Raw genomic sequence first — 13,849 nt, 5'->3', positions numbered from 1 at the left:
TGGTCATGCCCAGCGGGGACGGGGCCGGTCGCGGGATACAGTGGCGTCGTTCTCCCGTCCCCGGTCGAAAGGGACCCCGTGCTGTCGCCGTCCCCGGTGGAGCTGTGCCCGGTGGTGCCCTGCCTGCGTGCCGACCGGTCGACGACCGCCCGGTGACGACGCTCTCCGACCGCCCGGCCGTCCGGGCCCGCCGCCTGTCGGCCACGGTGCGGGCCTACGTGGCACTGACCAAGCCCCGGCTCGTCGAGCTGCTGCTGGTCACCACGGTGCCGGCGATGATGCTGGCGGCCGGGGGCTGGCCCTCCTGGCGGCTGATGCTGGCCACCCTGGTCGGGGGCACGCTGGCCGCCGGGGCCTCCAACACGATCAACTGCTGGTACGACCGCGACATCGACCGGCTGATGCAGCGCACCCGGAACCGGCCGCTGCCGACGGGCGTGATGGGCGCGGGCGCCGCCCTCGCCTTCGGCGTCGCGCTGGCCTGCGCCTCGCTGGTCGTCCTGTGGTTCGAGACCACCCCGCTGGCCACGGCGCTGGCCGGGGCGGCCATCGTGGCCTACTCGGTGCTGTACACGATGGTGCTCAAGCGGCGCACCCGGCACAACACCGTCTTCGGCGGGCTGCCCGGCGCCACCCCGGTGCTCATCGGCTGGGCCGCGGTCACCGGCTCGCTGGCCTGGCCGGCCCTGGTGTTCTTCGGCATCGTCTTCTGCTGGCAGATGCCGCACTTCTGGGCGCTGGCGATGCGGTTCCGCGAGGACTACGCGCGGGCCGGGGTGCCGATGCTGTCGGTGGTGGCCGGCCCGGTCGAGGTGGGCCGCCAGTCGCTGGCCTGGGCGTACGGGACGCTCGCCGTCTCGCTCGTGCTCGCGCCGGTGACGGCCGGGCTCGGCTGGGTCTACACCGTGCCCGCCGTGGCGCTGGGCGCGTGGTTCATCCGGGAGGCCCACCTGTGGCTGGCCCGGCTGCGCGCCGGTCGCGACGACCGCCCGATGCGGCTGTTCCACGTCTCCATCACCTACATGACCCTGCTGTCGATCGCGATCATCGTCGACGTCCTCGTCTGAGGCCCGCCCCACGGTGGAGTGCGCCGGTGGGGGTCTCCCGTTACGCGGCCGAGCGTGTGCGTCCACGCCCCGGTGCGCGCGGGGGGACCGGGCGCCGGCACCCACGCCCGGCACCTCGCCGGCCCCGGACGCGGCCGGCCGGAGCCTGTCGCCGTGACGACGCGGGTCGGCTTCGCCGTCGTGGCCGTGCCGGGCCACGCCACCCCGGCGCCGGGCAGCAGGTGGAGCTGGACCGGGAGGCCGGGGAGCAGGACGGGTACGCGCACCCGGCGACGCGGGTGTGGCCGGTCGGACGGGAGCCGGTGGACCGGCCCGTGGAGCCGCCGTCCGCCGCCTGCACCAGCCGGCTCGTCCGCACGCCCGACGACGGGGAGCCGCGCTGGACGGAGGTCAGCGTGCGGCGGAGGCGGGGACCTGCGGGGCGTCCAGCGGGAGGTCCGACGCCGGCCCGCGGACCGACCAGACCAACCGGGCGGTGTAGGCGGTCACCAGCACCGCGCCGAGCATGTGCAGCAGCACCAGCGCGATCGGCAGGTCGGTGAAGTACTGCACGAACCCCACCAGGCCCTGGGCGAGCTGCACGACCAGCAGGTCGCGGGCGGCCCGGGTCACCCGGCCCGGGGCGTCGGTGGCGTGCAGCGCCAGGAGCAGGGCGACGGTCAGCCCGAGCAGCAGGAACACCGCGTCGGCGTGCAACTGGCTGACCAGCTCCACGTCGAAGCCCATCCGTTCGCCGGTCGGGACGTCGTCGGCGTCGACGTCCCCGCTGTGCGGCCCACTGCCGGTGACCAGCGTGCCGATCACCAGGACGGCGGCGGTGACCGCGGCGATCCCGGACACCAGCAGGCCCAGCGGACGCCGCAGCAGCGGCCGGCCCACGCCGGGCTCGCGGGAGCGCAGCCAGAGCACCGTGGACAGCGCGACGAGCACGGTGGACACCAGGAAGTGCGCGGCCACCGTCCACGGGTTGAGGCCGGTGAGCACGGTGACCCCGCCGAGCAGCGCCTGCGCCGGGATGCCCAGGAAGGTGAGCACCGCGAGCGGGCGCAGGTCACGGCGGGAGGAGCGCCACACCGCGACGACCGTGGCGACGGCGACCGCGGCGAGGACGAAGGTCAGCAGCCGGTTGCCGAACTCGATGGCGCCGTGGCCGGCCAGCTCGGGGGTGGCCACGAAGCTCTCGGTGGTGCACCGCGGCCAGGTCGGGCACCCCAGACCCGAGCCGGTCAGCCGGACGGCACCGCCGGTGACGACGATCGCGCCGTTGGCGACGGCGTTGGCCAGGGCGAGCCGTGAGACGACGGTGGGGGAGACCGGCACGCCCCGATGTTAGGTGCTCAGGCGCCCGGCCCCGAGGTCGAGACGGTGATCCGCGCCCCGTCCGCCGGACCGCGCTTGGGCCGCCGACGAGCCGGGGCGTGGTGTCGCTCACACCGACCCGCGGGGGAGGTGCGCCGCACCGCCCGTGCCGTCCCCGGCTTAGGTTCGCCTTCCTTGCGCACGCCGCGGAATAGGCAACACTCGTGTTGTGGAAAGCGGTGCGGTGCAGGTCGGCGGGGGCGCAGGCGTCCCGGTCCGGGCACTGCCGACCGCCGACGACGGCCGCACCCGGCACCGGGTCGCCGCCCTGCTGCTCGAGCACGGTCCGCAGACCGCGGCCGGGCTCGCCGGGCGGCTGGGCGTCTCGCCGACCGCGGTCCGCCGCCACCTCGACGCGCTGGTCGCCACCGGCCGGGTCGAGGAGCGGCACGCGCCGGGTGCCCCGCGCGGGCGGGGCCGCCCGGCCCGGCTGTTCCACCTCACCGACGCCGGCCGCTCGGCCTTCCCGCACGCCTACGACGACCTGGCGCTCACCGCGCTGCGCTTCGTGGCCGCCTCAGGCGGCGCGGAGGCGGTGCGGCAGGTGGCCGAGGCGCAGCTCGCCGGGCTGGAGCAGCGCTGCTCCACCGCGGTCGAGGCCGCCCCCGGTGACCGCGCCCTGGCCCGGGCGACCGCCCTCGCCGGGGCGCTCACCGCCGAGGGCTACGCTGCCTCGGCCTCGGCGATCTCCGGTGGCGGCCAGCTGTGCCAGCACCACTGCCCGGTCGCGCACGTGGCCGCGGAGTTCCCGCAGCTGTGCGAGGCCGAGACGGCGCTCATCGGCCGGCTCGTCGGTACGCACGTGCAGCGGCTGGCCACCATCGCGCACGGCGACGGGGTGTGCACCACGCACATCCCCGGGCCGGTCAGCCGCGCCGTCCCAGTTCACACGAGCGCGGGGAACACGACGCACCCCGCACGCCCTGTACCCGGTGAGCGAGCGGCGGCCGCGCGCGAGCGCACCGCACCGTCCACCAGCAGCACCCCCACGAACGCCCGGGAGAGGACGCCCGCATGACCAGCACGCAGCAGCCGGTGACCAGCACGCCGCTGACCCAGGACGAGCAGATCGAGCAGCTCGGCCGCTACCAGTACGGCTGGGCGGACGCCGACGTCGCCGGTGCGTCGGCCCGCCGCGGCGTGGACGAGGACGTCGTCCGGGACATCTCGGCACGCAAGAGCGAGCCCGAGTGGATGCTCGAGCGGCGGCTCAAGGCGCTCAAGCTGTTCGGCCGCAAGCCCATGCCCGACTGGGGCTCGGACCTGTCCGGCATCGACTTCCAGAACATCAAGTACTTCGTGCGCTCCACCGAGAAGCAGGCCACCTCGTGGGAGGAGCTGCCCGAGGACATCAAGAACACCTACGACCGGCTGGGCATCCCCGAGGCGGAGAAGCAGCGGCTCGTCGCCGGTGTGGCCGCCCAGTACGAGTCCGAGGTCGTCTACCACCAGATCCGCGAGGACCTCGAGGAGCAGGGTGTCCTGTTCCTCGACACCGACACCGCACTCAAGGAGCACGAGGACCTGTTCCGCGAGTACTTCGGCTCGGTCATCCCCTCCGGGGACAACAAGTTCGCCGCGCTGAACACCGCGGTGTGGTCCGGCGGCTCGTTCATCTACGTGCCGAAGGGCGTGCACGTGGAGATCCCGCTGCAGGCCTACTTCCGGATCAACACCGAGAACATGGGCCAGTTCGAGCGGACGCTGATCATCGTCGACGAGGGCGCCTACGTGCACTACGTCGAGGGCTGCACCGCGCCGATCTACAAGTCGGACTCGCTGCACTCCGCGGTCGTCGAGATCATCGTCAAGAAGAACGCGCGCTGCCGGTACACGACCATCCAGAACTGGTCGAACAACGTCTACAACCTGGTCACCAAGCGGGCGATCGCCCACGAGGGCGCGACCATGGAGTGGGTCGACGGCAACCTGGGCTCCAAGGTCACCATGAAGTACCCGGCGGTCTGGATGACCGGTGAGCACGCCAAGGGCGAGGTGCTCTCCATCGCCTTCGCCGGCGAGGGCCAGCACCAGGACGCCGGCGCCAAGATGGTGCACGCCGCGCCGCACACGTCCTCGACCATCGTCAGCAAGTCGGTGGCCCGGGGCGGCGGGCGCACGTCCTACCGCGGCCTGGTCCAGGTCGACGAGGGCGCGTACGGCTCGAAGTCCACCGTCAAGTGCGACGCGCTGCTGGTCGACACCATCAGCCGCTCGGACACCTACCCCTACGTCGACGTCCGCGAGGACGACGTCGCGATGGGCCACGAGGCGACCGTCTCGCGGGTCAGCGACGACCAGCTCTTCTACCTGATGAGCCGGGGCCTGTCCGAGGACGAGGCGATGGCCATGGTGGTCCGCGGGTTCGTCGAGCCGATCGCCCGCGAGCTGCCGATGGAGTACGCCCTCGAGCTCAACCGCCTGATCGAGCTGCAGATGGAAGGTGCCGTCGGCTGATGACCGAGCCGAACACCACGAACCTCACCACGGAGTCGACCGCCCTCGCCGGCGAGCTGTTCGGCGAGGGGGTCGGCACCCAGGCCGGCCCGCCGACCACCCCGGCGTCCGGCACCGGCACCGCCGGCCAGGCCGCCCCCGGCGCGCACTCGCACGGGGGCACGGCACCCACCGGGTCGCCGGCCGAGCGGTTCACCTCGACCGACCCGGACGCCTTCGGGGTGCCCACCGGCCGCGAGGAGGACTGGCGCTTCACCCCGATGCGCCGGATCCGCCCGCTGCTGGACGGCGCCGTCTCCGGTGCCCGCCCGCAGTGGGACACCGACCTGCCCGGCGGGGTCGAGCTGACCCGCGTGGAGGCCGGCGACCCGCTGCTCAAGGGCCTGCCCGACCCGGTCGACCGGCTGGCCGCCCTCGCCCGGCGCAACAGCGGCGGCGCCGACGTCGTCCGCGTGCCGGCCGAGGCCCAGCTGGACCGCCCGGTCACCCTGCGGCTGTCGGGCACCGGCTCGGACGAGGTCGTCTGGGGCCAGCTGGTCGTCGAGGTCGGCGCGTTCGCCCGGGCGACCGTCGTGCTCGACCACTCGGGGCTGGCCCGGTACGCCGGTGGGGTCGCCGTGCTGGTCGGGGACGGCGCGCAGGTGACCGTCGTGTCGGTGCAGGACTGGGCTCCGGGCGCGGTGCACGGCGGGCAGTACGACACCGTCGTGGGCCGTGACGCCACCGTCACCCAGGTCGTGGTCACCCTCGGCGGTGACGTGGTGCGGCTGGTCAGCAACGTGCAGTACGCCGGCCCCGGCGGGACGGCGGAGCTGTTCGGCGTCTACTTCTCCGACGAGACCCAGCACCAGGAGCACCGGCTGTGGGTCGACCACGCGGTGCCCAACTGCACCAGCAACGTGCTCTACAAGGGCGCGCTGCAGGGCGAGGGTGCGCGCACGGTGTGGATCGGCGACGTCCGCATCCGCCCGGCGGCGACCGGCACCGACACCTACGAGCTCAACCGCAACCTGGTGCTCACCGACGGCGCCCGCGCCGACTCGGTGCCCAACCTGGAGATCGAGACCGGCGAGATCGTCGGCGCCGGCCACGCCAGCGCGACCGGCCGGTTCGACGACGAGCAGCTGTTCTACCTCTGCTCGCGCGGCATCGACGCCGAGACCGCCCGCCGTCTGGTGGTGCGCGGCTTCTTCGCCGACGTCGTCCAGCGGATCGGCGTGAACGCGCTGCAGGACCGGCTGATGCGCTCCATCGAGACCCGCCTCGGCGCGCTGCCCGACCTGGACCACCAGCCGGTCGAGGTGGCCTGAGCCATGGCCTTCGAGCGGGTCTGCGCGCTGTCGGAGGTGCCGGAGAACGGCGCCCTGCGGGTCGAGCTGGCCGACCTCGACGTGGCGGTCGTCCGGTACGAGGGCGACGTCTACGCCATCCAGGACGTCTGCTCGCACGCCGAGGTCCCGCTGTCCGAGGGCGACGTCGAGGAGTTCGACGGCGCCCCCACCATCGAGTGCTGGCTGCACGGGTCGTGCTTCGACCTGCGCACCGGCGAGCCCACCAACCTGCCGGCCACCGAGCCGGTCGACGTCTACCCGGTCCGCGTGGAGGGGGAGGACGTGCTCGTCGACACCGAGAGCGACGGCCGCCTCCCGCTGGCGTCCGGTAGCTGAAGCGACTGAGGAGCGAGAAGAGAAGTGTCCGTCCTGGAGATCCGCGACCTGCACGTGAGCGTGGGGGAGGGTGACGACGCCAAGGAGATCCTCAAGGGCGTCGACCTGACCGTTCGCTCCGGTGAGACCCACGCGATCATGGGGCCGAACGGGTCGGGCAAGTCGACCCTGGCCTACTCGATCGCCGGCCACCCCAAGTACACGATCACCGGCGGCACGGTGACCCTCGACGGCGAGGACGTGCTCGCCATGAGCGTCGACGAGCGGGCCCGTGCCGGCCTGTTCCTCGCCATGCAGTACCCGGTCGAGGTCCCCGGCGTCTCGGTGTCGAACTTCCTGCGCACCGCCGCCACCGCCATCAAGGGCGAGGCGCCGAAGCTGCGCACCTGGGTCAAGGACGTCAAGAGCGAGATGGACCTGCTCGAGATGGACTCCGCCTTCGCCGAGCGCAACGTCAACGAGGGCTTCTCCGGTGGCGAGAAGAAGCGCCACGAGATCCTGCAGATGCGGCTGCTCAAGCCGGCCATCGCGATCCTCGACGAGACCGACTCCGGCCTGGACGTCGACGCGCTGCGGGTGGTCTCCGAGGGCGTCAACCGGGCCCGCTCCGAGAGCGAGGTGGGCGTCCTGCTCATCACGCACTACACGCGGATCCTGCGCTACATCACCCCGGACTTCGTGCACGTGTTCGTCGGCGGCCGGATCGCCGAGGAGGGCGGCCCGGAGCTGGCGGAGAAGCTGGAGAACGAGGGCTACGCCGCGTACGGCAAGGGCACCCAGGAGGTCGCGTCCGCATGACCCAGACCGTCTCGCGTCCCGGTGCCGGGGCGCAGCAGGTGCCCCTGCCCCTGGACGTCGAGGCGATCCGGGCGGACTTCCCGATCCTGTCGCGCACCGTCCGCGACGGGAAGCGGCTGGTCTACCTCGACTCCGGGGCCACCTCGCAGAAGCCGCGCTCGGTGCTGGACGCCGAGCGGGACTTCTACGAGACCTGCAACGCCGCCCCGCACCGCGGCGCCCACCAGCTCGCCGAGGAGGCCACCGCCCGCTACGAGGGGGCCCGCGCCACCGTCGCCGGCTTCCTGGGCGCGCCGGCCGAGGAGATCGTCTTCACCCGCAACAGCACCGAGGCGATCAACCTGGTCGCCTACGCGCTGTCCAACGCCGCGACGGCCAAGGAGCCGGCCTTCCGCCGGTACGCCGTCGGCCAGGGTGACGAGATCGTGGTCACCGAGATGGAGCACCACGCCAACCTGGTGCCCTGGCAGCAGCTGTGCGAGCGGACCGGCGCCACCCTGCGCTGGTTGGGGCTGACCGACGACGGCCGCCTCGACCTCACCGACCTGGACACCGTGGTGAACGAGCGCACCCGGCTGGTGGCGGTCACCCAGCAGTCGAACATCCTGGGCACGATCAACCCGCTGGACCGCATCGTGGCCCGCGCGCACGAGGTCGGCGCCCTGGTGCTGGTCGACGGCGCGCAGTCGGTGCCCCACCAGCCGGTCGACGTGACCGCCCTCGGCGCGGACTTCCTGGTGTTCTCCGGGCACAAGATGCTCGGGCCCACCGGCGTCGGCGTGCTGTGGGGCCGCTACGAGGTGCTGGACGCGCTGCCGCCGTTCCTCACCGGCGGCTCCATGATCGAGGTGGTGCGCATGGAGGGCAGCACCTTCATGCCGCCGCCGCAGCGCTTCGAGGCCGGCGTCCCGATGGCCGCGCAGGTGGTCGGCCTGGGCGCCGCGGTGGAGTACCTGCAGCGCCTGGGCATGGCCGACGTGCAGGCGCACGAGGAGGCGCTCACCGGCTACGCGCTGGCCCGGCTCGCGGAGATCCCCGGGGTCACCGTGATCGGCCCGCCGGACACCGTCGCCCGCGGCGGTGCGGTCTCCTTCACCGTGGAGGGCATCCACCCGCACGACGTCGGCCAGGTGCTCGACGACCTCGGCGTCGAGGTGCGGGTCGGGCACCACTGCGCCTGGCCGGTGGTGCGCCGCTACGGCGTCCCGGCCACGACGCGGGCCACCTTCTACGTGCACACCGGCTACGACGACGTCGACGCGCTGGTCGACGGAATCAGGTCGGCCCAGAAGTTCTTCGGAACGGTGTGAGGCGCGTCTGATGCAGCTCCAGTCGATGTACCAGGAGATCATCCTGGACCACTACCGCAACCCGCACGGCCGCGGTCTGCGCGAGCCGTTCCAGGCCGAGGTGCACCACGTCAACCCCACCTGCGGGGACGAGGTGACCCTGCGGGTGCACCTGGACGGCGACACCATCGCCGACGTGTCCTACGAGGGCATGGGCTGCTCGATCAGCCAGGCGTCGGTGTCGGCCATGTACGAGCTCGTCGTCGGCCGGCCGGTGACCGACGCGCTGGCCACCGGCGAGCACTTCGTGACCCTGATGCAGAGCAAGGGCGACCCCGCGGTCGCCGAGAAGCTGGAGGACGAGCTGGAGGACGCCGTCGCGTTCGCCGGCGTGTCCAAGTACCCGGCCCGGATCAAGTGCGCGCTGATGAGCTGGATGGCCCTCAAGGACGCGTCCGCTCGCGCCCTGTCGGCCACCGCTGCGCCAGCCACCCGCCCCACCGCCCCCGCCGGAGGAGAGAAGGCATGAGCGAGACCACCGAGAACGCCACCCCCGCGACCGACGGCGCCCCGGGCGACCTGCCGGCCTACAAGTCGGCGCTGCTCGAGGACCTCGAGGAGGCCATGCGCGACGTCGTCGACCCCGAGCTGGGCGTCAACGTCGTCGACCTCGGCCTGGTGTACGGCATCGACGTCGTGGACAGCGACGCCAGTCAGGTGGCGGTCATCGACATGACCCTGACCTCGGCGGCCTGCCCGCTGACCGACGTCATCGAGGACCAGGCCCGCCAGGCGCTGGCCGGCGGCCCCGGCCCGGGCCTGGTGGACGACATCCGGATCAACTGGGTGTGGATGCCGCCGTGGGGCCCGGACAAGATCACCGACGACGGCCGCGAGCAGCTGAGGGCCCTCGGCTTCCGCGTCTAGCAGGACCCTGCTGCCCCCCGCGCCTCGCGAGCTCGGCGCAGGCCCCTGCAGCAGGGCCGTTCCAGCACATCCCGCGATCATGGAGTCCGGGAAGCGACACGCCGCCACCCACCGGCCGGTCGCTTCCCGGACTCCATGATCGCCTTCGGTCACCTCATCTCGGCCAGGCGGGCGCCGAAGCCGGCCACCGGGTGGCGCTCCCGCCGGGCGCCGACGGCGAGCAGCACGACGCCCACGCCGAGGGCCCCGGCGACCGGCAGGGGCAGCGCGACCAGGGCCAGGCCGAGAGCCAGCGCGACCGCCGTCCCGGCCGCGACCAGCAGCGGTGCGCGCACCGCCCGCCACGCCGCCGTGCCCATCACCGCCCCGGCGGCCAGCAGCACCAGCACCGGCCGGGTGCTACCGGGCGCGACCACGGCCGCCACCACCGACGGCACGGCGGCGACCACCAGGCCCGGACCCCACGCCGGCCAGGACGGCCCGCCGGCCAGCCGCGGCCCGGCGGCCAGGAGCAGCCCGAGCGCCGCAGGCAGCGACCAGGCCTCGACCGTCGACCAGCCGGCCAGGGCCGCGGTCGTCCAGGCGGCCAGGACCAGCTGGACGGCACCGGCGCGCCAGGCGGGGCTGCCCTCGGGCTCGGCCTCCGGGACGCGGGTGTGCCAGACGTGCCAGCCCCACGCTGAGGACAGCAGCCCCTGCCCGGCCAGCTGCACCGCCAGCGCGCCGCGGTCGCGGGTGAGGACCAGCAGCACCACGGCCAGGCCCGCACACACCGCCCCGGTGACGACGGTGGCCCGCCGGGTGTCGCGGTCCAGCGCCAGCCCCGCGCCCAGGGACGCCGCGTAGAGCAGGCCCAGGCAGCCGGCCGCCGCGCCCACGGGGAGCAGCCCGGTCGCAGCGGCCACCAGCGCGGCGCCGGCCAGGCAGCCGACCGCCGAGGGCACGGCCACCGGCCGGTCGTCCCGCCGCACCGCCGCGACCAGCACGCACGGCAGTGCGGTGAGCAGCAGCAGCAGGACCAGCTCGACCCACCGCCGTCCGGCGACCAGCTGACCCACGCTGAGCGCGACCAGCGTGCCGCCGGCCGCGAGGGCGGCCGGCAGGAGCAGGCCGCGCACCCACCCGGTGAGCAGCGCCGCGGAGACGGCGGCCAGCAGCACCCCGGTGTACCCGGCCAGCAGCACCGCGCCCGGCCCCGGCTCGCCCAGCGCCCCGCCGAGGGTCGCCCCGGACACCGTCCCGGCCAGCACCGGGACGGCGCGCGGCGGCCCGAGCAGCGGCTCGAGGCAGCGCACCTGGCGGGCGGCGACCAGCTCGAGGGCGACCGCGACGGTCAGCGCGGCCGCCGCCCAGCGGGCGGGTGCGCTCGCGCTCCACGCCGTCGCCACCGCGCCCAGGACCCCGGCCACCCACCACGGCGCGGTGGTGACCAGTGCGACCCGGGCGACCGGCCGCCGGGCGCCGATCGCGACACCCAGCCCGACCAGCGCCACCGTGAGCAGCCAGGCCGTGCGCGCGGCGCCGTCCTCCACCCCGGGCAGCAGCCGGACCGCGGCCAGCTGACCGGCCAGCCACGCGGCCAGCGGCCAGGTCATTGGGCGGGGCAGCAGCCGGGCTAGGGCCAGGAAGGCCGCGGCCAGCACCAGCGGCGGGACGACCGAGCCGCGCAGCAGCGACGTGTCGGTGTCGGTGGCCAGCACGGCCAGCGCCACCGCGGCGGCGGCCAGGGTCTCCTCGGTGGCGCGCAGCCGGGCGCGTGACCCCCAGGCCGAGGCCCCGGCGGCGGCGGCGGCCAGGGCGAGCAGCAGCAGCCGCGCCGACCCGTCGCCGGACAGCGCGGCCGCCGTCCCGCCGGCGCTGACCACGAGCACCGCCCCGACGACGAGCAGCAGCTGCGGCGGGCGGGCCGAGTCGACCCCAGTCCCCATCCCGCGTCCCCCTCCCGGGCCCTGCGTGCGACCGGTCCACGGTAGGGGCCGGCCGCGAGCGGGCGCCCGGCGGTGAGCCGCGGCTCAGCGCATCTGGGCGACCCAGGCGACCGCCTCGCGGGCCTGCTGGCGGCGCCGCTCGTAGGTCGCGCCGACGGCCAGCAGGAGCAGGCCGGCGCAGGCCAGGCCCACCCACCGCGGCACCTGGCCGGCGTAGGGGGTGAGCTCGTCCAGGACGACGAAGGCCAGCACGCCGGCGCCCAGCACGAACGGCGCCTGCCGGTGGCGCAGCGCGCCGAGGACGGTCAGCCCCGCGGCCGCCGCGACCACCAGGAGCAGCCGGACGGCGGAGAACTCGGCGACCAGCACCAGCGCGGACGGTGCCAGCGCCAGGCCGACCGCCGGCCCCTCCGCCTCCCAGGACCGGACGCCGGCGCGCAGCGCCGGCAGTGCCAGGACCAGCAGCCCGAGGGCGGCCGGCAAGGTGTAGGCCTCCGGCGTCTCCACCGCGGCGCCGGCCGTGGCCACCCAGCTGGCGACCACCAGGTCGGCGACGGCGGCGACCGCGACCGGCCGACGGCGGGACACCACCGCGTAGCAGCCGGCGGCCACGCCGGCGATCCCCAGCTGCAGCGCCACCTGCCCCCACGCGCCGGTGTCCGCCGTCGACCCCGACCCGGCCAGCGCGATGACGGCGGCGGCCGTGGCCGCCCCGGTCTCCTCCGGGGTGCCGAGCCGGACGGTGGCCACGGCGAAGCCGGCCGCGGCGACTAGCGCGACGAGCAGCCCGGCGACGGCGGCGGACAGCCACCCCTCCTCCGCGGCCAGCAGCGCGGCCGCGGCCGGGCACACCAGGGCGACGACCACCGCCTGCGGCCGGAGGGCGGTCAGCCGGACGGCGGCCAGCGCGGCGGGCAGGATGCCGGCGAGGACCACCAGGCCGAGCACGCCGGCGCGGTCGTCGCCCGCGAGCAGCGCGCCGGCGACCGCGGTGAGCACCGCGCCACCGGCGGTCAGCGCGACCACCGCCACCCGCCGCGGGACGGTGAGCACCGCGGCGGTCAGCAGCGCGAGGCCCAGCCCGGCGGCCGTGACCCACCCGGGTAGGCCGGCGCGGGCCAGCGCGCCGGTGAGCGCGAACGCGGTCACCGTGGCACCCGTACCGGCCAGCGGGGCGGCGGCGGGCAGCCGGGACGCCAACCGCGCGTCCCGCCGCAGCTGGAGGCCGACCGCCGTCGTGGCCGCCAGCAGGGCCGTGACGGTCCAGGCGTCGACCGCCGTCCCCACCCAGGCGAGCAGCACGCCGGCGAGCGCGGCCCACCCGGCCCACAGGCCCGCCAGCACCCCGGCCACCGGGACCAGTCCGCGGCGCAGCCGCAGCAGGAGCACGACGTCGAGCAGGGCGGTCCCGAGGGCGGCGGCGACCCCGGCCGCGCCGCTGGCCGCGCCGCCGGCGGTGACCTCGGCGACCAGGAGCAGCGGGACCGGCTGCACGGCGAGCAGGGCGGCCAGCGGCCAGGTGACCGTGCTGCGGGTCAGCCGGCCGAGGCCCAGGCCGACCGCCACGACGACGCTGCAGGACAACGCCGTCCACGGCCGGGCCGGCACGCCGTCGAGCCCCCACAGGCCCAGCGCGTACGCCGCGGCCAGGTCGACGACGAGCAGCGCCGCACCCGCGGCGGCCAGTGCCTCCTCGGTGGCCCGCAGCCCGCGGCGCGCCGCCCAGGCCGACACCCCGCACGCCGTCGCGGTGACCGCGGCCATGACCGCGGACTGGAAGACCAGGCCCAGGCGGGTCCAGGCCACCGCGACGAAGGTGATGGCCGCGGCCACCAGGGTCAGCGCGCCCAGCGCGAGGAGCACCTGCTCCGGGCTGACCCGGCGCCGGGGGGCCCGCACGGTGTAGCGCTCGTCGATCGACGGCCGGACGGGTGCCGGTGCCGGTGCCGGCGCCGGCGGGGGTGCGGGCGCGGCGACCCGGCGGACGGGCGCGGCCGGCGGGGCCGCGGGTGCCGGGGGAGGTGCCGGCGCGGGCGCCTCCTCCGCCGCCGTCCGCAGCACGACCAGCAGCCGGTCGCGGTCGCGGGTCAGCTCCTCGATCGTGGCGCCGATGCGGGCCACCACCCGGGCCGCCTCGCCGACGGCGGGCAGGCCGCAGGACGGGCACGGCGCCGGCCCGGAGCCGGCGGCGGGCCGGCCGCACACCGGGCAGGACGGGCGCCAGGACGGACCGGACGGCGAGGTCATGGCCGTGATCGTCGCCGGTCGGGGCGCCGGGCGGGAGCCGTCTTCCCCCGTCTGTGGACAGCGGTGCCGCCGACGTCACCGTGGAATGCGGTCGGCCGCGGGCGCCGGAG

Annotated in this window: 12 protein-coding genes; 9 read left to right on the top strand and 3 right to left on the bottom strand. The window is 75.4% G+C overall.

The window, feature by feature from the left end:
* Positions 1-152: 152 nt before the first annotated feature.
* The gene (locus RTG05_RS13000) at positions 153-1,067 is read left to right on the top strand and encodes a heme o synthase (RefSeq protein WP_208104935.1); all 915 of its coding nucleotides are present in this window, start codon (positions 153-155) and stop codon (positions 1,065-1,067) included.
* A 390-nt stretch (positions 1,068-1,457) separates the two neighbouring features.
* Here the strand turns inward: RTG05_RS13000 and RTG05_RS12995 are convergent, their stop codons facing one another.
* The gene (locus tag RTG05_RS12995) at positions 1,458-2,387 is read right to left on the bottom strand and encodes a COX15/CtaA family protein (protein ID WP_166528996.1); all 930 of its coding nucleotides are present in this window, start codon (positions 2,385-2,387) and stop codon (positions 1,458-1,460) included.
* Between the two features lie 208 nt (positions 2,388-2,595).
* Between RTG05_RS12995 and RTG05_RS12990 the strand changes: the two genes are divergently transcribed.
* The 8 genes from RTG05_RS12990 to RTG05_RS12955 are packed head-to-tail and all read left to right on the top strand — an operon-like array spanning position 2,596 to position 9,564.
* On the top strand, positions 2,596-3,444 hold the full coding sequence (locus tag RTG05_RS12990; protein ID WP_315911856.1) for a helix-turn-helix transcriptional regulator: 849 nt from the start codon (positions 2,596-2,598) through the stop codon (positions 3,442-3,444).
* Positions 3,441-4,883 (top strand): Fe-S cluster assembly protein SufB, encoded by a 1,443-nt coding sequence (sufB, locus tag RTG05_RS12985; protein WP_166528995.1) that lies wholly within the window; start codon positions 3,441-3,443, stop codon positions 4,881-4,883. Before RTG05_RS12990 ends, sufB begins: the two co-directional genes overlap by 4 nt.
* The gene (sufD, locus tag RTG05_RS12980; RefSeq protein WP_166528994.1) at positions 4,883-6,193 is read left to right on the top strand and encodes a Fe-S cluster assembly protein SufD; all 1,311 of its coding nucleotides are present in this window, start codon (positions 4,883-4,885) and stop codon (positions 6,191-6,193) included. The genes sufB and sufD overlap by 1 nt, the downstream gene beginning before the upstream one ends.
* A gap of 3 nt (positions 6,194-6,196) precedes the next feature.
* Positions 6,197-6,550 (top strand): non-heme iron oxygenase ferredoxin subunit, encoded by a 354-nt coding sequence (locus RTG05_RS12975; protein ID WP_166528993.1) that lies wholly within the window; start codon positions 6,197-6,199, stop codon positions 6,548-6,550.
* Between the two features lie 24 nt (positions 6,551-6,574).
* Positions 6,575-7,348 (top strand): Fe-S cluster assembly ATPase SufC, encoded by a 774-nt coding sequence (sufC, locus tag RTG05_RS12970; protein ID WP_166528992.1) that lies wholly within the window; start codon positions 6,575-6,577, stop codon positions 7,346-7,348.
* Entirely contained in the window at positions 7,345-8,658 is a 1,314-nt protein-coding gene (locus tag RTG05_RS12965) for a cysteine desulfurase (RefSeq protein WP_166528991.1), read from the top strand. The genes sufC and RTG05_RS12965 overlap by 4 nt, the downstream gene beginning before the upstream one ends.
* Positions 8,659-8,668: 10 nt before the next feature.
* Positions 8,669-9,166, top strand: a complete 498-nt coding sequence (sufU, locus tag RTG05_RS12960) for a Fe-S cluster assembly sulfur transfer protein SufU (RefSeq protein WP_166528990.1) — start codon at positions 8,669-8,671, stop codon at positions 9,164-9,166.
* A complete protein-coding gene (locus RTG05_RS12955) occupies positions 9,163-9,564 on the top strand; it encodes a metal-sulfur cluster assembly factor (protein WP_166528989.1) in 402 nt (133 codons plus the stop codon). Before sufU ends, RTG05_RS12955 begins: the two co-directional genes overlap by 4 nt.
* Before the next feature lie 149 nt (positions 9,565-9,713).
* On the opposite strand, the gene RTG05_RS12950 is transcribed toward RTG05_RS12955, so the two are convergent.
* Both RTG05_RS12950 and RTG05_RS12945 read right to left on the bottom strand, forming a co-directional pair.
* Positions 9,714-11,492 (bottom strand): SCO7613 C-terminal domain-containing membrane protein, encoded by a 1,779-nt coding sequence (locus RTG05_RS12950; RefSeq protein ID WP_166528988.1) that lies wholly within the window; start codon positions 11,490-11,492, stop codon positions 9,714-9,716.
* An 84-nt stretch (positions 11,493-11,576) separates the two neighbouring features.
* The gene (locus RTG05_RS12945; protein ID WP_166528987.1) at positions 11,577-13,739 is read right to left on the bottom strand and encodes a DUF2157 domain-containing protein; all 2,163 of its coding nucleotides are present in this window, start codon (positions 13,737-13,739) and stop codon (positions 11,577-11,579) included.
* Between the last annotated feature and the right edge of the window lie 110 nt (positions 13,740-13,849).

The organism is Geodermatophilus sp. DSM 44513, assembly GCF_032460525.1.
Classification (GTDB): Bacteria; Actinomycetota; Actinomycetes; order Mycobacteriales; family Geodermatophilaceae; genus Geodermatophilus.
Note: the sequence above shows the minus strand (reverse complement) of the source record. Positions and strands in the feature narration are given on the sequence as shown.